General features: G+C 53.1%; 19 protein-coding genes and 1 pseudogene. 7 read left to right on the top strand and 13 right to left on the bottom strand.

What is annotated here, in order from left to right; genetic code table 11:
• Positions 1-7: 7 nt before the first annotated feature.
• Positions 8-430 (bottom strand): nucleoside-diphosphate kinase, encoded by a 423-nt coding sequence (ndk, locus tag NTH01S_RS00595; RefSeq protein WP_068167727.1) that lies wholly within the window; start codon positions 428-430, stop codon positions 8-10.
• Positions 431-556: 126 nt separating this feature from the next.
• Here ndk and NTH01S_RS00590 point away from each other — a divergent pair, with 126 nt between their 5' ends.
• Positions 557-2,479 (top strand): ABC-F family ATP-binding cassette domain-containing protein, encoded by a 1,923-nt coding sequence (locus NTH01S_RS00590; RefSeq protein ID WP_068167725.1) that lies wholly within the window; start codon positions 557-559, stop codon positions 2,477-2,479.
• Positions 2,480-2,542: 63 nt separating this feature from the next.
• Here the strand turns inward: NTH01S_RS00590 and NTH01S_RS00585 are convergent.
• Positions 2,543-2,845 (bottom strand): annotated as a pseudogene (locus NTH01S_RS00585) (VOC family protein); the annotation flags it as partial.
• A 41-nt stretch (positions 2,846-2,886) separates the two neighbouring features.
• On the bottom strand, positions 2,887-3,219 hold the full coding sequence (locus NTH01S_RS00580) for a TfoX/Sxy family protein (RefSeq protein ID WP_068167724.1): 333 nt from the start codon (positions 3,217-3,219) through the stop codon (positions 2,887-2,889).
• A gap of 115 nt (positions 3,220-3,334) precedes the next feature.
• On the opposite strand from NTH01S_RS00580, the gene NTH01S_RS00575 reads away from it, so the two are divergent.
• Positions 3,335-4,459: an AI-2E family transporter gene (locus NTH01S_RS00575; protein WP_157070807.1), complete on the top strand. Its 1,125-nt coding sequence runs from the start codon at positions 3,335-3,337 to the stop codon at positions 4,457-4,459.
• A gap of 73 nt (positions 4,460-4,532) precedes the next feature.
• A complete protein-coding gene (locus NTH01S_RS00570) occupies positions 4,533-5,333 on the top strand; it encodes a MerR family transcriptional regulator (protein WP_068167721.1) in 801 nt (266 codons plus the stop codon).
• Here the strand turns inward: NTH01S_RS00570 and NTH01S_RS00565 are convergent.
• Genes NTH01S_RS00565 through NTH01S_RS00555 form a run of 3 tightly spaced genes read right to left on the bottom strand, consistent with a single transcriptional unit; the run spans position 5,281 to position 8,784 of the window.
• Positions 5,281-5,727, bottom strand: a complete 447-nt coding sequence (locus tag NTH01S_RS00565; protein ID WP_174523591.1) for a hypothetical protein — start codon at positions 5,725-5,727, stop codon at positions 5,281-5,283. The genes NTH01S_RS00570 and NTH01S_RS00565 overlap by 53 nt on opposite strands.
• Positions 5,724-6,869: a DegT/DnrJ/EryC1/StrS family aminotransferase gene (locus tag NTH01S_RS00560; protein WP_068167718.1), complete on the bottom strand. Its 1,146-nt coding sequence runs from the start codon at positions 6,867-6,869 to the stop codon at positions 5,724-5,726. The genes NTH01S_RS00565 and NTH01S_RS00560 overlap by 4 nt, the downstream gene beginning before the upstream one ends.
• A complete protein-coding gene (locus NTH01S_RS00555; RefSeq protein ID WP_245642035.1) occupies positions 6,862-8,784 on the bottom strand; it encodes a polysaccharide biosynthesis protein in 1,923 nt (640 codons plus the stop codon). Before NTH01S_RS00555 ends, NTH01S_RS00560 begins: the two co-directional genes overlap by 8 nt.
• 145 nt (positions 8,785-8,929) lie before the next feature.
• Between NTH01S_RS00555 and NTH01S_RS00550 the strand changes: the two genes are divergently transcribed.
• The gene (locus NTH01S_RS00550; protein WP_068168116.1) at positions 8,930-9,895 is read left to right on the top strand and encodes a glycosyltransferase family 4 protein; all 966 of its coding nucleotides are present in this window, start codon (positions 8,930-8,932) and stop codon (positions 9,893-9,895) included.
• Positions 9,896-9,967: 72 nt separating this feature from the next.
• Here NTH01S_RS00550 and NTH01S_RS00545 read toward each other — a convergent pair whose 3' ends face one another.
• Together NTH01S_RS00545 and NTH01S_RS00540 are read right to left on the bottom strand one after the other, a co-directional pair.
• Positions 9,968-10,369, bottom strand: coding sequence for a MarR family transcriptional regulator (locus NTH01S_RS00545; RefSeq protein ID WP_068167716.1), 402 nt, complete (start codon positions 10,367-10,369; stop codon positions 9,968-9,970).
• A 309-nt stretch (positions 10,370-10,678) separates the two neighbouring features.
• Positions 10,679-12,052: a leucyl aminopeptidase family protein gene (locus NTH01S_RS00540; RefSeq protein ID WP_068167714.1), complete on the bottom strand. Its 1,374-nt coding sequence runs from the start codon at positions 12,050-12,052 to the stop codon at positions 10,679-10,681.
• Positions 12,053-12,129: 77 nt separating this feature from the next.
• Between NTH01S_RS00540 and NTH01S_RS00535 the strand changes: the two genes are divergently transcribed.
• From NTH01S_RS00535 to fdxA, 3 genes are all read left to right on the top strand, one after another.
• Positions 12,130-14,730, top strand: coding sequence for a helicase-related protein (locus tag NTH01S_RS00535; protein ID WP_084366826.1), 2,601 nt, complete (start codon positions 12,130-12,132; stop codon positions 14,728-14,730).
• Positions 14,731-14,741: 11 nt separating this feature from the next.
• The gene (locus tag NTH01S_RS00530; RefSeq protein WP_068167712.1) at positions 14,742-15,038 is read left to right on the top strand and encodes an RNA-binding S4 domain-containing protein; all 297 of its coding nucleotides are present in this window, start codon (positions 14,742-14,744) and stop codon (positions 15,036-15,038) included.
• 79 nt (positions 15,039-15,117) lie between these two features.
• Entirely contained in the window at positions 15,118-15,450 is a 333-nt protein-coding gene (gene fdxA, locus NTH01S_RS00525) for a ferredoxin FdxA (RefSeq protein ID WP_068167709.1), read from the top strand.
• Between the two features lie 142 nt (positions 15,451-15,592).
• Here the strand turns inward: fdxA and cyoD are convergent, their stop codons facing one another.
• From cyoD to NTH01S_RS00500, 5 genes are all read right to left on the bottom strand, one after another.
• The gene (cyoD, locus tag NTH01S_RS00520) at positions 15,593-15,928 is read right to left on the bottom strand and encodes a cytochrome o ubiquinol oxidase subunit IV (RefSeq protein ID WP_068167707.1); all 336 of its coding nucleotides are present in this window, start codon (positions 15,926-15,928) and stop codon (positions 15,593-15,595) included.
• Positions 15,928-16,548: a cytochrome o ubiquinol oxidase subunit III gene (gene cyoC / locus NTH01S_RS00515; protein ID WP_068167706.1), complete on the bottom strand. Its 621-nt coding sequence runs from the start codon at positions 16,546-16,548 to the stop codon at positions 15,928-15,930. The genes cyoD and cyoC overlap by 1 nt, the downstream gene beginning before the upstream one ends.
• An 18-nt stretch (positions 16,549-16,566) precedes the next feature.
• Positions 16,567-18,558: a cytochrome o ubiquinol oxidase subunit I gene (gene cyoB / locus NTH01S_RS00510; RefSeq protein WP_068167704.1), complete on the bottom strand. Its 1,992-nt coding sequence runs from the start codon at positions 18,556-18,558 to the stop codon at positions 16,567-16,569.
• A 5-nt stretch (positions 18,559-18,563) separates the two neighbouring features.
• Positions 18,564-19,484 (bottom strand): ubiquinol oxidase subunit II, encoded by a 921-nt coding sequence (cyoA, locus tag NTH01S_RS00505; protein WP_245642016.1) that lies wholly within the window; start codon positions 19,482-19,484, stop codon positions 18,564-18,566.
• Positions 19,485-19,950: 466 nt separating this feature from the next.
• On the bottom strand, positions 19,951-20,721 hold the full coding sequence (locus NTH01S_RS00500; protein ID WP_068167699.1) for a Bax inhibitor-1/YccA family protein: 771 nt from the start codon (positions 20,719-20,721) through the stop codon (positions 19,951-19,953).
• Between the last annotated feature and the right edge of the window lie 139 nt (positions 20,722-20,860).

Raw genomic sequence — 20,860 nt, 5'->3', positions numbered from 1 at the left:
CGTGAAATTACGGCAGGATTTCTGTTTCAGCAAAGAAGAATGCGATTTCGTTCTTCGCATTTTCCAGGCTGTCAGAACCGTGTACGGAGTTTGCTTCGATGCTTTCAGCAAACAGCTTACGGACTGTGCCTTCTGCTGCGTCGCTTGGGTTCGTTGCGCCCATCACTTCACGGTGCTTAGCAACAGCGTTCTCAGCTTGCAGAACCTGAACAACAACTGGCTCAGCAATCATGGAAGCAACGAGGCTACCGTAGAAAGGACGTGCAGCATGCACAGCGTAGAATGCGCCAGCTTGCTTTTCGCTCAGCTGAATGCGCTTTTGAGCAACGATACGCAGGCCAGCGTCTTCGAACACAGCATTGATCTTGCCGGTCAGGTTACGCTTCGTTGCGTCGGGCTTAATGATGGAAAGCGTGCGCTCAAGAGCCATTTGTCTTCTCCTAATGAAGCAAAAGGTAAAACTCGTCAGTCCACTAGAGCAAAATCTGCGTTCCTGATAGGTCTGACATAATTTTTTAGCATAATATCCACTTTCCTCTGCTGCGCGAGTCCTGCTTTGAGCCTTTTGACCATTTCCGATCTGACCCTCCGCATCGCCGGACGCACCCTTCTGGACAGTGCCTCTCTGAATGTGGACCCCGGCCGCAAGATTGGCCTCGTCGGCCGTAACGGCGCAGGGAAATCAACACTCCTCGCCGCTATTGCAGGTGATATCACCGCCGATGGCGGCACGATTACCCTCGCCAATCGTGCGACAATGGGCCGCGTCAAACAGGAAACCCCCTCGGGGGATACATCCCTCATTGATACCGTTTTGGAAGGGGACCTCGAACGGACGCGCCTCCTACACGCCGCCGAAACAGAAACAGATCCCACCCGCATCGCCGATGTGCATGAACGGCTCATCGCCATTGATGCCTACACCGCACCGGCCCGTGCCGGCGCGATTCTCTCCGGCCTCGGCTTTGACCAAGACGCCCAACTCCGCTCTGTGTCCGATTTTTCGGGCGGCTGGCGTATGCGCGTATCCCTCGCTACCGCCCTGTTCCTCAACCCTGATTTGCTCTTACTCGATGAGCCGACCAACCATCTGGATATTGAAGCCGTACTCTGGCTGGAATCATGGCTCGCCAAATTCTCCGGCGCTGCCATCATCGTCAGCCATGACCGCTCCTTGCTCGATAATACTGTCGATGCCATCGCACATCTGGATCGCGGCACTCTCAACCTCACCCCCGGCGGTTATGACAACTTCATCCGCATCCGCACTGAGCAAGCCCTACAACAAAACCGTATGGCAGAACGCGTCGCAACCCAACGCGCACATATGCAATCCTTCGTAGACCGCTTCCGCGCCCAAGCGACCAAAGCCCGCCAAGCGCAAGCCCGTATCAAAGCTCTCGAAAAATTACCGCAAATTGACTCCGTCGTTGAAGACAGCCCCACACGCTTCAACTTCCCAGAGCCCGCCCAACTGCCCCCACCAATGCTGACGCTCGATCACGTCACCGCAGGCTACGGCGATCATATCGTGCTGAGCGGCCTCAACCAGCGCCTTGATATGGAAGACCGGATTGCACTTCTAGGTCAGAATGGACGCGGCAAATCCACCTTTGCCAAAATCCTCGCAGGACGCCTCGCCCCGCTAGAAGGCTCCGTCAAACACTCCCCAAAACTCCGCATCGGGTATTTCGCGCAGCATCAGTCCGACGAACTCGTTTTGTCTGACACACCAATTGATCACATGACCCGCGCCATGCCAGACGCAAAACCCGTTGCCGTGCGCGCCCAGCTTGACCGCTTCGGGCTGGATGCCCAACGCGCTGAAACCCGCGTTGGGGAACTATCAGGGGGTGAAAAAGCCCGCCTGCTCCTCGCCCTGGCCACGCGTGAAGCCCCCCACCTTCTGCTGCTCGACGAACCAACCAACCATCTTGACCTTGATGCGCGTGACGCCTTGATCCGTGCTCTAGCGGCTTTTGAAGGCGCAGTGATTTTGATCAGCCATGATAGCCATTTGGTTGAATCCGTCGCAGATCGGTTCTGGCTGGTAGAAGACGGCACCATTACGCCGTTTGACGGGGATATGGCCGAATATAAAACATGGCTCATTGAACGCGCACGCAAAGCACGCTCCGAAAATAACGAACGCGCACGCAGCACCCAGCGCACAACAGACAGCACTGATAAAGACCCTGCGCCTTCCGCCTCACAACGCCGCGCAGACCGCAAAGAACTCACCCGCGCCCTCGCCCCCTTACGGCGCAAAATTAAGGATGCCGAAACCAAACTCGCGCAAATTGCCAAAGAACTCGCCAGCATTGAGACAAAATTAGCGGACCCAAACCTCTACCAATCCGGCAACCCGGCTGACATCGCCTCCCTCAACGCGCATCGTGCCGGGCTGGAGGCCAAGCAAGCCGAAATCGAAGAAATCTGGCTCGAAGCACAAGCCGAGCTTGAAGAAGCTTCTACTTAAACGCTTAGAACGCCCTGTCTGCTTCATTATAATGAAGCAGACAGGGCTGGTAGCGCATGCTCGTTATTCAGCCTGCATAATGGCTAGTTCCATCCCGCTCGGGTCAGAAAAATGGAATCTACGCCCACCCGGAAAGCCAAACGTCGGCTTTGTAATCATCCCCCCGGCCGCACATACATCCGCATAAGCTTTTTCGAGGTCATCAACCAAAACAACAGGCAAAGGCGCAGTTGTTGCCTCACTCATATCCCCTTGAAGGCCCACATCCGTTTCACCATTCATCGTGCAGGCATAACTGGAACCAAAATCCGTTAACGTCCAACCAAAAACCTTTTCATAAAAAGCTTTAGCCGTTCCAAAGTGAGCCGCAGGAAGCTCTACAAATTAATGCGTGCCATACGAATATCCTACTTCTTTTTAGAAGGCAGTTTTGACAAACAACGCACAACCCATAGCTTTAATATATCCGGGTTGGACAACATACTTTCCGGAACAACAATGTATGATTTACTCGGCGCACTGTCTGGCTCGTATTGAAGCATTTTAGAGCCAGGAACCGACAAAAACTCTTGATGGTCTTTGCCATTAAACTTCAAAGCCAAACCAACATTAGACAATGATGCAAACACTCTCTCAAAAGAGTAAGCCATGATACCACCAAACATCGGCTTAAACGTTATCTCACATTCAGCAAAAAGCTCTTCTTTCAAGACTTTTTGCAATTGCACCGGATCATACATAAGCACCACACTGCTTTACGGTTCGCATATCAGCCTATGCAGAGAATAACGGCTCTTTGCATCATTTTTGATTTTTGCTGATACTTCACACGCCACCACCACCTAAGGCCCAACCATGCAGCTTCCTTTCTCCAACCCCACACCACAAACCGAGCCACGTGCGCAGGAACTTCAGCGCATTGCCACCATTATGCGCATTACCCTTGCTGGCGCCGTGGTCATGCTGGCCGTATGGCTGATGGGTGATGTCTTGACCGTTGTGTTTGCCGCGACGTTAGTGTCCATCGTGTTGCACGGCTTGGGCCGCACTCTGCGCCGCTTTGTGCCTTTTTTGAGCTATACCGCCGCCGTCGCACTCGTGACGCTGATCCTACTCTCACTCCTTATCGGCTTAGGCTGGAGCAGTGGCCCCGCTATTGGGGATCAATTCCTGCGCCTAAAACAAGCCCTCATCACCCAATCCGGCGGGCTGAAAGCACAGCTTTCTGATTCCGCTCTGGGGCGTATGATACTGGATTATCTGCCCACATCCCTCGGCGGTAATGCCAATACCCCCGGCAGTTTGAGCAGTTTGAGTTCGGGCCTTGCAGGCTCCGTCACAGGCTTATTAAGCAGCGCCTTTGGGGTTGTGGGCACCCTCGCGGTTGTACTCATCGCGGGATTGTATTTTGCGCTCTCCCCCTCTCAATATATTGACGGCGTTTTGCGGCTTATCCCCCCCGCTCAGCGCAGCACGGTGCGTGAGCTCATGCTCACAGCCGGCGCAACACTCTGGGCGTGGACCGCAGGGCAAGCGCTCGACATGCTAGTAGTCGGCCTGCTGTCTGGTCTTGGCTTGTTCTTCATCGGGGTGCCGTTGTCACTCGCCCTCGGGGTCGTAGCCGGTTTGTGTAACTTCATTCCTTATATTGGCGCTATTATGGGCGCCGTTCCGGCTATCTTACTCGCGCTCTCTATGGGCCGCCAAGAAGCACTCTTGGTCATTATTCTGTACGGCGTCATTCAATTCTTTGAAGGCAACGTCATGGCCCCCATGATCCAACGTCGTGCTGTGCATATGCCGCCCGCCATCGCTATTTTATCCCAAACTGTGTTCAGCACCATCCTTGGTGTCCCGGGCCTTATCCTCGCATCCCCCCTCACAGCAGCTTTACTTGCCGTCATGGATAAAGCCACGCCACCTCTGGAAAAGCATATTCAAACCCGCCAAGAACTTGAGGACGAAAAGAGCTCAACCTAAAAAACACACAGCATCATTTTGCACTTGCTCCTGACGTAACGTCATCAAACACTCTCACCGTCAGGAGGATATCATGCCAACACACAACGCCTTACTGACCATTGGTGAATTTACCAAAGCCGCCAGCACCACCCCGCGCACATTGCGCCATTTTGAAGCCTTAGGCCTTCTCCGCTCCAAACGTGCGGAGAATGGACGCCGCCTGTATGATAAGCAGGCGATTACAGCATTTTCGCACATTATAACGCTGAAAAAGGCTGGTTTTACTCTACGGGAAATTCAAAAGTTTCTTGAGCAGCCTCTTGAACCAGATAGCATCCTAAAAACCCAGATAACCCTTCTGGAAAACCAGCAAAGAGCAACCGAAAACGCCCTCGATACGCTCCGAAGCTTGCACACACAGCGTGAAAAATCTTCTGATGGGACCGCTATAACCATCCAAGATTTGTGTCAGTTACTGCGTCAGACCACACATACACTGGACAAAAAAGCCTTAGAGCCCCTTCTCAACAGACATGTCACACAGGCCGAAAAACAACATTGGGAAGCTACAGCAGATACACACTTCCCGAATGAAGAGCGTGATTTTTATGCTCTGAAATGGGAAAACCTCATCAAACGCATTGATCAGGCACGCCTTTGCGGAATACGCCACGACTCCCCCGAAGCTGCTGCTTTTGTGAAAGAATGGCTTGCCTTACAAGAACCCCTACAAACCGCTTTAGGCCGCGATTTATGGAGCAAAACCGCAGCACTCTACCAAGACCTATATAACTCTCTCCAAGCGCAAAAGGCCCTGTTTTCCGCGGAAACTTTAAGCTTTATTCAGGCAGCTTCGGACCATCTGAAGGCGGTGGAACATCCTGTGGGATAATCCCTTTCAGCACCTCCTCAGAAAAACTGTTCATCCGATACGGACCGTTCTTTTGCGTCTGAATACCAACATCGTCTGGCGTATGCGGGTGCCGCCAGACAGACACCCATAAAGAACGCCCCTGCGACGCATCCAAATGGAACACAACATCCCCCACATGGGGCGGAACCTCTCCAGGTGGCCCCCACCCCGTGCGGTGCGCCTGCATCCACTGGTCCAAACCCTGCGCCTCAAGCGCTGTTAAAACACGTGCATGAGGGATCTCTAATTGTCCCCCAATCACATGCGGTAAAGCCCAAGGGCGCAGCAATGGCCAGCATACGGTCCAAATCACAACGACCGGCACACCCACCACAGCAATAAACGCGAGTAAGAGCTTCTTCTCGCGGGTCATGACCCCACCTTTGCCATACCAGATTGAAGCGCTGCCACAACATGCGCCACTTCTGCATCCGTCAATTCTGGATGAATAGGCAGGGCCAAAACGCGCCCGCCCAACGCTTCTGAAACCGGCAGAGACACACCATCATGAGCCGCAGCATAAGCAGGCTGATGATGGAGCGGCTTCGGGTAATACACCGCCGTCGGCACGCCTTCTGCCTTCAGATGCTCTTGTAGCGCATCACGCTGCGCCGCATCCGCCAACAGCACACAATAAACAGCCCACGCACTCTCACTGTCCGCCACACGCACTGGCGCATTGATGCCGCACGGCATACCCTGATCATATGCACAGGCAATGGCATCACGGCGCGCCAATTCCTCCGGGAATGCATCCAGTTTCGCAAGCAATACAGCCGCCTGAATCGTGTCCAAGCGCCCATTCAGGCCAATACGCTCCACTGCATAGCGCGTCTTGCCTTCGCCATGAGAACGCAAAGACCGATACAAAGCGGCCCGCTCTGGGTCATCCGTCAAAATGGCCCCACCATCCCCATAGCCGCCCAACGGCTTAGACGGAAAGAAGGACAGCGTCGTCGCCAATGCTTCACGCCCTAAACGACGCCCCTTATAGGACGCCCCAAAAGACTGTGCACAATCTGCAAAGAGCAGAAGATTTTCCGCCTTTGCATACGCATTCAGTTCATCCCACGGTGCTGCCTGCCCAAACAAATCCACGCCGATCACGGCGCGCGGCGTCAACGCCCCAGCCTGACGCACCGCCGCAACGCGCTGCGCTAATGATACCAAATCAATCTGGAACGTATCCGGCGTAACATCCACAAAGACCGGAACAGCCCCGAGCAACAGCACAACCTCTGCCGTAGCCGTATACGTAAACGCGGGTAAAAACACCGCATCGCCCGGCCCGATATTCTCCGCCATCAGGATCATTAACAGCGCATCTGTACCGGAGGAAACACCAATCGCCTCTTTGGCTCCACCAAACGCTGCGAGCCTTTCCTCCAGCTCCGCCACTTCCGGCCCCATCACAAACCGACAATGCTGAAACACAGCATCCACACGCTGCTTCAACGCCGCGCCCAAACGCGCTTGTTGACGTGGGAGATCAAGAAAAGCGATTGATTTATTCATGGGGAGACATCCCATCTGCCACAGGTTCGAGCGCCAAGGCGCCCGTATTATGCCTGAACTCCGGCACCAGATCTTGCAGAATACGCATCACCTCCACCAAGTCCCCCCGGTGGCATGCGGCATCCAAAGAATCTAAAGCCTGACTTACAAGCTCGAAATCAACAGTGCGTGGCGTTGCAATCCGCAACCCCGCAGCATCTGTCGGCACAGGTGCTTCACGGCCATGGAATAGCTCTTCAAAGAGCTTTTCCCCCGGCCGCAGACCCGTAATTTTAATCTCAACATCATCATGCGGGCGTAAACGCGCCAAACGGATCATCTGGCATGCGAGGTCCATGATCAACACTGGCTCGCCCATATCCAGCACGAATATCCCCCCCTCTCGCAAACGCTGCTCCGTCACCGCCTCTCCGCCACGGTCACAGGTGCCACGAGCCGCCGCTTGCAGCACAAGCCCTACAGCCTCTGGAATCGTCATAAAATACCGTGTCATGTTCGGGTGCGTCACCGTCAGTGGCCCACCTTGCTGCAACTGGCGGCGGAACAAAGGCACAACCGACCCAGTAGACCCCAAAACATTCCCAAAACGTACGGTTACACAACGCATGGAGCTTTCTTCATTACGCGCACGCATATCCAAAGCCTGCCCATAAATCTCCGCGCAACGCTTACTCGCCCCCATCAAACTCGATGGATTAACCGCTTTATCTGTCGACACCAAAACCGTTGCACGCGCACCAGCCGCTTGTGCCGTGTCCAGAACCACCCGAGTGCCCAACACATTTGTACGGACACCCTCAATCGGATTATTTTCCACTAACGGAACATGCTTCAAAGCCGCAGCATGAAAAACAATCTCTGGCGGATACTGGCGAAACACATCCGCCATCCGCTCCCGATCTCGAACATCAGCAATAACCTGCACACACGATAGCGCCGGAAACCGCTCCGATAAATCCAAATGAATTTGCCATAACGCATATTCATTTTGCTCAATCAGTAACAACGTCGCTGGTTGATACGCCGCAATCTGGCGTACCAGCTCAGAACCAATACTACCGCCCGCCCCCGTCACAGCTACGACGCGCCCAGAAAGTAGCTGCTGTATCCCACGTCCATCTAACGCAACGGGCGCACGATTGAGCAAATCTTCAATGGCAATGGGCTGCAAATCAATATGCGCCGCAGGCTGCAAAGCCGTCAGTGAAGGCGTGCGAAAAACATCAACCTCAAACACCCGTGCGATGTCCAGCACCTGAGACAAGGCCGCACCACGCAATTCAGGGGATGTCACAACGATTTTCCCCGGCCTGCGCCCTGACACCACAAGCCGCCGCAACAGCTCAGCAAACTCATCCAAAGCCCCCAAAATCGGCGCGCTATGAATACGCCGCCCGGCCTGTTGCTCACTTAACGTAACGACGCCAACAACTTTTTGGCTGCTCACCTGATTCCGTTCCATCGCTCGGATGAAAAGGTCTGCTTCAAAATCCGCGCCAATCAAAAGCACGCGCTCACGCACCCTCCCCCATGGCTGGCGACGCGTACAAATGCGCCAGACCATACGGATGGCCCCCAACAGCACCAACAAAACCAAAGCATGGATGAGGGGAAAGGTGGGCGTTGGCAACCCGAAGCCAGACAGAACCAGTAACGCCATAAAGAGGCCCGCACTCACGACCGAGGCCCCAGCAATACCAATTAAATCACTCAGGCCCGAAAACCGCCAGTATTGCTGCGGCATACGAAAGGGCAGCCCCGATACGAGCAGCGTAACCCCTCCCCCAGCAATGAACCACAATGGGTGCAGCATGCCCCCCTCAGGGGCGGCCAACCAACGCGCCAAAGGCGCCGCTACAGCCGAAACACTTCCGTCCAAAAGAACATTCAACGCAATTCGGCGAGAACGAGCCATAAGACACCACCCCCCTCGACGTAATCTACGGTCGGTCACGGGAGCAACACCCTCATAAGAGGGGGGAACGGGGGCTTCAGAATGCGTCATACTCGTCACATCCTGCTTATAGCGCTAAAATACACAATACCCTATGCTTTGCATTATGCTGTTTTCTGTAACATCTCTGTTTTCGGGCCTTACTCTTGCATGTTATGCTGTGCCGGTTCTCTGCGCCCTGTTAATACAGATTATGATCCGTATCGGCGTCTTAGATCATCCCGTCTCCCGGAGTGCGCATATACGCCCCACTCCCAAAGGCGGCGGCATAGGCATTATTGGCAGTTTTCTGGTGACTGTCCCACTTGCACTATACATGCACCCACAAACGCACATAGCACCCATTACGAGCTTGCTGGTCGGCGTTTTCTTTCTCGCCACTGTCTCATGGGCGGATGATATATATTCTTTTAAGGCTTGGTATAAACTCGCTGCACAGTGCTTGGCTGCCTTTTTGGTAGCCTTGCCGGTCACGTCGAATCCTCTTTCCCTTGCGGGGGATGTGTGTCTCGTCGTCTTTATGACCAATGCACTCAATTTTATTGATGGTATCAACGGACTGGCTGCTGGCAGCATGGCCATCGCCTCTCTGCTTCTAGCCGCCACAGGATTACACCCCGAAATTCTACTCCCCCTTGCCCTCGCCCTCTTAACTTTTTTACCCTTTAATTTCCCCAAAGCCCGTATCTTCATGGGGGATGTCGGTAGCCAAGCCGCAGCACTCGTGATGGCATGGTGCGCCATACAGCCCATCCATACTGAACCCACCTTAGTACTCGCACTTTTGTCGGGTATTTTATGGGATGTGTTGTTCACACTCATCCGCCGCTTATGCGCGGGCAACCATCTTATGACCGCACATCGCGGGCATCTTTACCAGTTAGCCACGCGCTCTGGCCTATCGGCGTTTTTCATTACCCTTCTTTACTGGGCTTTTGTTCTTTGGGGAGCCATCGTACTTAACTTAACCGCCCACATATACACCGCCATTGCCCTCATTCTTGCCCCGCAATGCGGCTGGACCGCCTTTATCTGCTACCGCGCCCGTAAATACATTTCTGATGCCTGGTAAAAGGAACAAAAAAAACCGCTACGGAACCCGTAACGGTTTTTTCATGATCACGCCGTCACCAAACGTTAAGCGTTAGCCTGCGCGGCGGACACTCAAACGCTCGACCTGACCAATTGCACGGTCATCACGGTCCGCTTGTGAGCCAGAAGCTTCTGCCATAATCGCACGCATCTCACGCAAGAATGCTTGACCCTTCGGCGTGTGACGTACGAGCACGGAGCGGCGGTCCAACGGATCTGGCTTACGCTCTGCCAAACCAAGAACGCGCAACCGATCCAACGCACGCGTAATAGCAGGCTTGGACACATTCAGCGCTGCCGCCAAACCACGAACCGTATGCGCGCCATCATTCAAATAGCACGTCAAGAAAACAGCCAACTGACGCGCCGAAAGATCCGGCCCATCACGACGTACCAGCGTTACAACCGTACCGCAGAGAAGATTTAACAACTGATCATTCTTAGCCTGCGCCATAACTGTACTCCTCACGCTTCTTACCCTCTCTGCAATGCCCAACCGAACTTTGCATCACCGAGGGCGATATTGCATCCGAAACGTTCCGTTTCGTTATAAGTTCTAGCCACTCTCTCTATCCACACCTGAGTGTCCACGAGAACAGTTGAAAAACGTGTCCTGCACAACACTGGTGAGCATAATAGGCAGCCCTTTAGTGAACGGAGGAATAAGCCGAAACGCCTTCGAAAAGACACCCCTTTCTCAAAGACAATTATGTTACGATGCAAAAAAGAGAGGGTGCTAACCCCCTCTTCCATTTCTCTTTTTCTAACAAAGTTTTGCTATCGCACCAACAATCGCACGTAGCCCCAGCGTCTCTCCACCTTCTGGGCGACCCGGCGTGGAAGCATCATTCCAAGCATAAGTGTCGATATGGCACCATTTTTGGCCCTTCGGCACGAAGCGTTGAAGATATAATGCCGCCGTAATCGCTCCTGCCATTGGCTTGGCCGTTATATTACCCATGTCCGCAATCTTACTATCGAGCCATGCGTCATAACCATGCCAGAGTGGCATTCTCCACAGGGGATCTGCACTCGTTTTTGCTGATTCGCAGAAGATTTCAGCAACGTTATCATCATTCGTGAACAACGCTGGCAAATCCGGCCCCAGTGCCACGCGGGCCGCGCCCGTCAAAGTTGCCATATCCAACAACCAAGCAGGCGCATGTTCAGACGCTTCCGTCAGCAAATCACACATGACCAACCGACCCTCTGCATCCGTATTGCCCACTTCAACAGTTTTGCCACTCCGCGTCATGAGAACATCACCGGGCCGCATCGCATGCCCAGAAACACTATTCTCAACACACCCTAGGCGGACCTCCAACGACACATCCAATCCCAGATCAATCACGGTACAGGCCACAGCCAGCGCCAACGCGGCCCCACCCATGTCTTTCTTCATCCGCAGCATGCCTGCGGGCGGCTTGAGGTCATACCCTCCGGTATCGAAACACACCCCCTTCCCAACCAACGAGACGAGCGGTGCTCCCTCACGCTTCTGCCAACGCCCAATCACCACTTGGGACGGACGGTCTGATCCCTCACCAACAGCCGCCAAGCACGGATAGGCAGTACGCAGCGCCTCACCCTGCACAATGTCAACGGCCGCACCCCGCGCGACTAAAGCCTCACGAGCCTGCGCAGCCAACTCAACCGGCCCCAGTAAATTCGCTGGCGTATTAATCAAATCACGCCCTAAACGGTTCGCTTCTGCAAAAGCCAAGGCACCAGCATCGCGCTCATCCACCACCAGCCGCGCTACAAATGCGTCACGGCCACGCACATGGTAACGATACGCCCCCATCGCAAACCCCAAAACCACAGCAGAACGGGATTCTTCCGCCACGCCGTCACATGCTATGCGCCAATCTCCAGCATCCAAGGCCGTACCGAGCACACCATATACGGACGGATCCTCAGCTTTCTCAGGAGACACAACAAAAAGAGCGGCCCCCTCTGGCAGTCGTGCATACTGTCCCGCTTTCGCCTGAAACGCCTGCGCCTTCAGCCACGCCTCATAGCGTTCTTCAAAAGCCGCACAGTGAGACGGAGCGACAATATGCAGCGTTTTCACGCTTCCATCTTCTGCATTCAGAGCAGAGGCCGCAATGAAAGGAAGTGTTTGCACAGAAATCATCCATCTTATTCCAAAATTAAACAGGTTCATTGTATCAGGTGCTTGCTTTTATCGCGCACAAACCCGACCATTCACCTATGCCCAGCGCAGTTCAAAGAACCTTCTCGACCGCTCATACCATGCCAAGCGCCGTTCGTGCCGCCCTTGGCCCCACAAATACGGGGAAAACCCATTATGCGCTCACCCGCATGATGGCCCATGCCACCGGCATTATAGGCTTTCCCCTGCGCCTGCTCGCACGTGAAAACTATGAACGCCTCGTCAAAGCCAAAGGCGCACGCTTTGTCGCCCTCATTACAGGCGAAGAGAAAATCATACCACATGGCGCAAAATGGTTTTCCTGTACCGTCGAGGCGATGCCGCTGGACCGTAAAGTCGAATTCATCGCGGTTGATGAAATTCAACTCGCCGCAGACCCCGACCGCGGCCATGTCTTCACAGACCGCCTCCTCAATGCCCGTGGTACGGTCGAAACACTCTTTCTTGGGGCTGAAACCATCCGCCCCCTCATCAAACGCCTGATCCCAAACATCGAGATCGATACACGACACCGCCTGTCCAGCCTTGTCTATACCGGCGCAACCAAGCTCTCAAAACTCCCACCACGCTCCGCCATCGTCGCGTTCTCTATGGCCGAAGTGTACACATTGGCTGAAGTCGTCCGACGGCGGCGTGGTGGTTGCGCCGTTATCATGGGGCAACTCAGCCCCCGCACCCGTAATGCCCAAATCGAACTCTACCAAAACCGGGAAGTCGATTATCTCGTCGCAACCGATGCCATCGGCATGGGCCTCAATATGGATGTGGACCATGTGGCCCTCGCCCAGTTAAGCAAGTTTGACGGCACCACCCCACGCCCTCTTTACCCACAAGAAATCGCCCAAATCGCAGGCCGTGCTGGGCGCGGCATACGCGACGGCACCTTTGGCACCACAGCAGACGCTCCTGCGCTCTCTGAAACACTAGCCGAAACCATCGAACACCATCGTTTCGAGCCAATTAAACGCCTTTCTTGGCGCAATAGCCGCTTAGATTTCACCAACCCCCGCGCCTTATTAGCCAGCCTCACGGTGTCCCCCCCTCAAAAAGGCCTCGTCCCCGGTCGCATCGCCTCAGATGTCACCACACTAGAAAGCCTCCTTCTTGACCCAGACATCCAAAAAACAGCACGAGGACGAGACGCAACAGCGCTGCTATGGGACGTCTGCCAAATCCCCGATTTCCGTAAATTAGGGGACGACAGCCACGCCCGCTTGTGCAGCAATCTGTACATGCACTTGCTCAAAGACGGGACCATCCCGCCGAACTGGATGGACGGCCATCTTCGCGGACTCGATAAACCCGAAGGCGATATCGATACCCTGATGCAACGTCTCACCGGTATCCGCGTCTGTGCCTATATTGCTTCTCGCAATGAATGGAGTCGCCACGCAAACACATGGCAAAAGCGCACGCGTGAGGTTGAGGAGCGCTTATCAGATGCTTTGCATGACCGCCTCACCGCACGTTTTGTCGACCGTCGGGCCGCCACATTGTTACGCCGCCTTGATGACGCACAAGACCACCCCCTCCTCTCTGCCGTCACACAAGACGGCACCGTGGTTGTTGAAGGTCATGAGATCGGAAAAATTGAAGGTTTCTCCCTCAATCTTGGCCCCATTGAAGACTCGGAACGCGCCCTAGTGCTCCGCGCAGGACGACGTGCACTCCAGCAAGAAATCCCTCGCCGGATCCATCAATTCACCCACGCCCCCGATGCTGATCTGGCACTAAACACCGAAACCGCCATCCTCTCATGGAACGGAGTGCCCCTCGGCCGCCTAAGTGCCGGGAAAACCGTCCTCCAGCCGCATATACGTCTCTTCCATGATGACTTCGCTGACACACAACAGCGCACACAGGTCGAAAAACGCCTCATCACCTTTGTGCAATCTCTTATCCAAAGAGACTTTAGTGTCCTATTCGCTCTGCAACACGCTGCCGAAACACACCCTGCCTTGCGCGGCGTCGTGCACCGCTTGGTAGAAGATGGTGGTATAACCCCCCCTCTCCCGGCAGATTATACAATCCCACACAACGACCGACGCCTGCTCAAAAAACACGGTATTATCATCGGACACTTCGCGCTCTTTATGCCTGCGCTTATGCGTCCCCATACTCTGCATATGCGCGCCCTCCTTGCCCATATTCATACGGGCCACTCCAGCCCCCTCACGCCGCCGCCGCCGGGTCGTATCTCCTATCCTCTCCCAGAAATCTCTGGGCGGCCAGGATGGATTCCCGCAGGGGATGTCGGGGTGCGCCTCGATATTATTGAGCGCCGCTTCCATGATCTCAAACGCCTCATCACCCACGCCCCCTGCCTGGCCCCTAGAGACTTACCATCATGGTTTGGCATTCGAGCAGCACAGCTCCCCCAAATTCTGGCCGCTCTTGGCATACGCCACCAGCCCCCGACAGTGTTAGATGCCCGTGTCTTCGGCCCCGCTACGCCGCTTTTGCTGCTACCACCGGGCACACAAGCACATAAGCGACGCCCACACACAGTACGCACAAAACCTATTCATAATGCGAACAGCCCTTTTGCAGCCCTCGCGGCCTTACGCCCGGCAACACACCACCCCCCTCAACAACGCAAGCCTCGTAAACACACACACAAACGCAAACCCGCGCTATAAGCACACACCCGATGTCGACTGATTTTCAACGCTTTGATCTTTGGCTTTATTACGCACGTTTCGCAAAAACACGCAGCATCAGCGCTGCCTATATTACACGTGGATTTGCCCGCATTAATGGCCAGCCAACCAACAAACCACACGCCAAACTCCGCATTGGCGATACCGTGACACTCCCACCACGGTACCCTCAAGATGATGTCCATGTCTGGATTATTCGCGCCTTAGGCACACGCCGTGGCCCTGCTTCAGAAGCCACACTGCTTTATGAGAACGTCACAACACACAGTGAAGACGCTTGCGTCTGACCAAAAACACTCGCATATCATCCGTCATCAATGAAAGACCGGTGCTAAACCAAGCCACCAAGACAGATTGGAGACATCTATGGCCTATGTGGTCACCGAGAACTGCATCCGCTGCAAGTTCATGGATTGCGTCGAAGTTTGCCCCGTAGACTGTTTCTATGCCGGCGAAAACTTCCTAGTGATCAATCCTGACGAATGCATTGACTGCGGCGTCTGTGAACCAGAATGCCCTGCAGAAGCGATCTTCCCAGATAGTGATGGCCGCGCTGAAGCATGGATTGAGACAAACTCACGCCTCGCCGCACAATGGCCAAACATCACGCGCAAAGGTGAACAACCTGCTGATGCTGAAGAATGGAAAGATAAGCCAGACAAAGCTGGCCTTCTCTCCGAAGCACCGCACAAAGACTAATCCCCGCTCTCCTGCGAGGATCACGAAAAAGCCCGACACATCTTCGTGTCGGGCTTTTTTTTGTACGCCTTCATGATCATACAAAAAAAAGCCGGTGAGGTTTCCCCCACCGGCTCAACACATTCAACGTTTCAAGAAACGTTTAGCGTGACATCATGTTCATGGCCGTATCGTGCATAATGAACAGCGTACCACCGATAACGATGACCACCGTCGCTACTGCGACCAAGAAGCACAACAAGTTCCAATACTGCTCAGAACTACCGTTCATATGCAGGAAGAACACCAAATGCACAAAAATCTGAACCACGGCCAAGACTGACAGAACCACAATCGCCATGCCCGGAGACAAGGCATGAGCCATGACCGCAGCGAAAGACGCCACCGTCAGGATAACAGCCAGTACAAAACCAATCAGATAAGCGGAGTAAGATCCGTGGCTATTGCTCGCCCCGGATGAGTGAGAAGCTTGGGCCATTAGAGCGTACTCGCAAGATAGACAAAGGAGAAAACGCAGATCCAAACGATGTCCAAAAAGTGCCAGAAGAGGCTGAGGCAAGCGAGCTTGTCCATCATCCGTGGCTTCAGCCCTTGTCGGCCCAACATCTGAACCATCAGAACCACCATCCAGATCAAACCGCACGTTACGTGCAGACCGTGCGTACCAACCAACGTGAAAAACGCTGACAAGAATGCTGAACGGTCAGGGCCATTGCCCTCCGCAATCATGTGATGGAATTCGTTAACCTCAAGTCCTACGAAAGACGCACCGAGAAGAAACGTCACAGCAAGCCAAAGGAGAACTGCCCCTTTCTTCTGCGCATGCGCATTAATCGATGCAAAACCGTAGGTGATGGATGAGAACAGCAAAATTGCTGTCTCAATACCAACATTCTGAAGGTCAAACAGTTCTTTGCCCGTCGGACCACCTGCAAACTGATTTCGCATCACTGCGAATACAGCAAAGATGGTGCCGAACAGGACGCAGTCCGTCATCAGGTACACCCAGAAACCAAACACATTGGGAGTCTCGTGATGATGTTCCCCATCGTGATGATCTGCATGTGCCGCAGGCGACATTGTTGCTTCGTGAGCCATAATCAGCTTACGCCCCCCTTATTCCGCAGCCTGTGCGGCTGCAAGACGACGGGAATAAACTTCCTCGTCATGTTCCACTTCGCTGACAGGGACATAATAATCAATGTCCTCATTCGCGCTACGCAGGATCCAGGTTACCAGGATACCCAACAGGCCCAAGCCTGCCAGCCACCAAATGTACCACACCGCCGCGAAACCGAAGATGAATGTGAACGCCCCAATAAACACACCAGCAGACGTGTTCTTGGGCATATGGATCGGCGCAAGAGCCTGACCATGTGCCGGACGGCCCATTTCTTTCTCGATATGGAACGTGTCCAGACCATAAACCTTCGGAATAACAGCAAAGTTATAAGCCGGTGGTGGTGAAGAAATAGCCCATTCCAACGTACGACCTGTACCCCATGCGTCACCCGTCAAGTCACGGTTTTCTGGCAAGTTACGATCACGGATAGAGACGTAAATTTGCAGTACTTGGAAAACCACACCCAGCGCAATAATCGCGGCGCCACCGGCAGCAACCAGCTCCCAAGGGTACCAATCTGGGTTGTTATAATGGTTCACACGACGCGTCATGCCCTCAAGGCCGAGGATATAAAGCGGTATGAAGGCCACATAGAACCCAATGAACCAGCACCAGAACGAACATTTTCCCAATTTTTCATTAAGCTTGAAGCCAAATGCTTTCGGGAACCAGTAGTTCAGACCCGCAATATAACCGAAATACACACCGCCGATAATCACGTTATGGAAGTGAGCAATCAGGAACAAGGAGTTATGCACGATCCAGTCAGCAGCAGGCATCGCCATCATCACACCGGTCATACCACCGATCGAGAAGGTCACCATGAAGCCAACGGTCCAGTACATCGGAGACGTGAACTCAATACGCCCCTTATACATGGTGAAGAGCCAGTTAAAGATCTTCACACCCGTCGGCACAGCAATCACCATCGTGGCGATACCGAAGAATGTATTAACGTCTGCACCCGCGCCCATCGTGAAGAAGTGATGGACCCACACAACCATTGCCAGCACCATGATCGAACATGTTGCATACACCATGGTGCTGTAGCCAAAGAGCGGCTTACGGGAGAATGTTGCCGTAACTTCTGAGAAAACACCAAATGCTGGTATGACCAGAATATAAACTTCTGGATGTCCCCAAGCCCAAATAAGGTTCAGGTACAGCATGACGTTACCGCCAGCATCATTCGTAAAGAAGTGCATGCCCAGGTAACGGTCCAAGCTCAGCATCCCAAGCGTCACCGTCAGGATCGGGAAGGACATGAGGATCAGAACGGTGGTACAAAGCGCTGTCCACGTAAAGACTGGCAGCTTCATCCATGTCATACCCGGAGCGCGCATCTTAACGATGGTCGTGAAGAAGTTCACACCCGTCAGCAGCGTACCAACACCCGAAATCTGCACGGCCCAGATGTAGTAATCCACACCAACGCCGGGGCTGAACTGCATTTCAGACAGCGGTGGGTAAACCAACCAACCCGTCTGAGCAAACTCACCGATAAACAACGAGATGTTGATCAGCAGCGCACCAATCAGAGTCATGTAGAAGCTGAAGGAGTTCAGGAACGGGAACGCAACGTCACGCGCACCAATTTGCAACGGCACAACAAGGTTCAAAAGCCCTGTCATAAATGCCATCGCCATGAAGAAGATCATGATCGTACCATGCGCGGTAAAAATCTGATCATAATGGTGCGGCGGCAGGTAACCGGGGTTGCCGTTATAGGCGAGGGCAAGCTGGCTACGCATCATGACCGCATCCGCAAAACCACGGAACAGCATCACAATCGCCAGAATAATATACATGACGGCAAGACGCTTATGGTCAACAGTCGTCAACCATTCACGCCAGAGATAACCCCATTTGCCGAAATAGGTCACTGCTGCAAGCACAACAAGACCAATGATGGCCACACCAGCAAATGTTCCGACGAGAATCGGCACATCGACAGGAATGGCAGAGAGCGAAAGCTTTCCGAGCATCCGTCTTATTCCTTCATATTCATGTCAGACATGCTGCCTGCGCCAGCAGCCGGCATGTGGATGACCTTACCGGTCGTTTTCTCAACCATCATGCCATTGTTGTATTTAGCCACAATCCCATCAAAGAGCTCAGGCTGGACATGAGAGAAATAATGAACCGGCGCAGCCTCTTGCGGAGCGGCATAGCTGGGGTAAGACGCTGCATCCAGCCCATCTGAGCTCGACTTCACCTTCTCTACCCATGCATCAAAACCCGCTTTATCCATCGCCAAAGTACGGAAATTCATATCTGAGAAGCCACGACCACTATAGTGGGATGCCTCGCCCAGATAATTGCCCGCTTCACTGGCCAGAAGATGCAGCTGCGTTTGCTGACCCGGCATGACGTAAATCATAGAACCAAGACGCGGAATGAAGAACGAGGTCATCACCGTGTCAGACGTCATTTCAAAATTCAGTGGCGTATTGGTCGGGACAGCCAATTGATTAATCGTTGCAATCCCTTGATCCGGATAGATAAACAGCCATTTCCAGTCGAGAGAAACAACCTGAATATTCAAGGGCTTAACGTTTCCAGTCGTTTGCAGTGGGCGATATGGGTCATACGCATGCGTACTCCACCAAGAAATAGCCCCCAAAACGAGGATAATAATCGCAGGGATACCCCATACAAAAATTTCAATCTTCGTCGAGTGGTCCCATGTGGGAAGGTATTCTGCTTGTTTATTGGAAGCACGATACTTCCAAGCAAAAACCAGTGTCGCAATAATAGTTGGAATTACGATCAGCAGCATGATCACGAACTCAAGGATCATGACCTTACTGTCCATTTCTGCAATCGGACCCGCAGGTTGAAGCAGATCAACCGTACAGCCCGAAAGCATCAGCGCTGGCAACGCTGGGAGATATCGCCAGGATTTCTTCATCGGTCCTGCTTTCATCTTCCGTTCCGGCAGTGAGCAAAGAATAGAAAGAGCGATGGCGTATAGGGTGCTCCAAAAACACTCGAACACTCCAACACCTTGGCTATCCCCTTCTCCAAATTAGCGTCAGGCCCCGATCTTTCGGTTCCTGCATAACAAACAACAGAGGCACACAGGTCTCTCGTCTCCGTTTATTTCCGCCTGAATTGGCTGAAACACAAGGTTTTTTGCGCCTTGCTTTATGCAGAGACTTTTCTCTATTTCAGAAAACAACCGCCTTATAAATGGCAGTTTTTAGCCACATTTAAGGAAATATGCTCACAACTTCGTATTTTTACATTACATTTTTTTAATGTGTACTAAACTAGATCTAATTAAATAATTAAGACTATTTTAGTCCATGATACATAAAAAAAAGCACCCTATTCAGGGCGCTTTTGATACAAATCAATTATTCGTGAAATTTTTATTAGTCATTATTTCCTGAACGAACTCCAAAGAACTGAAGCATATACTGAAATAGATTGATAAAGTTTAGATACATAGACAAGGCATCATAAATGCTGAGGCGTGAAACAGTCTCCGCATCATAATTAAAGGCCATATTTTGATAACTAACCTTAATACGCTGCGTGTCATAAGCCGCCAACAACGTGAATACACCAACCCCCACAACAGACGACAACATGCTCAGGCCTGAGCTATGCAGGAACATATTCACTAAAGACGCCACCACAAGGCCAATCAGCCCCATCAATAAAAACGAACCAAGACGCGCCAAGCTCGTACATGTGGTATAACCCCACAACGCCATCGCCGCGAACATGGTTGCACTAATGAAAAAAGTCCGCGCGACCGAAACACCCGTGTAACTCAACAAGATATTTGAGAGACTCGCCCCCATCGTTGCGCTGAACACGAGAAAAAGCGCCTGCACGGCCGGCCGGGACAAACGATTGATCCCAAATGACATCACAAACACAAAAACCATCGGCGCAAAGATCGCAAGATCACCCAGCAGTGTCGGGCGCTGCACGACCAAACCGTTCGGCAACGCCACGCCATGAAAAAACAACGCTTTCAGCGCCGTCTCCGCAACTGCATAAGCGACAGCCCCCGTTATCACGAGGCCAAGGGCCATCCAGTTAAACACGCGACACATATAGGCCCGCAGACCTTCATCAAGATTGCCGACCCCGGCTTGAACGCCAGCTCTGCCGAAATTGGTATTAAACGCCATGACACCTTATTTTCCAGTTGGGCCCTATCGTAACACAAGGGCGCTTGACGAACCCTGCTGGCTCGCCGGTACACTCTATGAATGTGGGGTTTTTCTGATCCTCGTCAAGAAATCCTGCATCCATAAACCGTCTTTTTGC

The sequence above is a fragment of the Neokomagataea thailandica NBRC 106555 genome, from assembly GCF_001598495.1.
Classification (GTDB): Bacteria; Pseudomonadota; Alphaproteobacteria; order Acetobacterales; family Acetobacteraceae; genus Gluconobacter; species Gluconobacter thailandicus_A.
The sequence above is the reverse complement of the archived record's forward strand: the minus strand, read 5'-3'. Positions and strand labels throughout refer to the sequence as shown.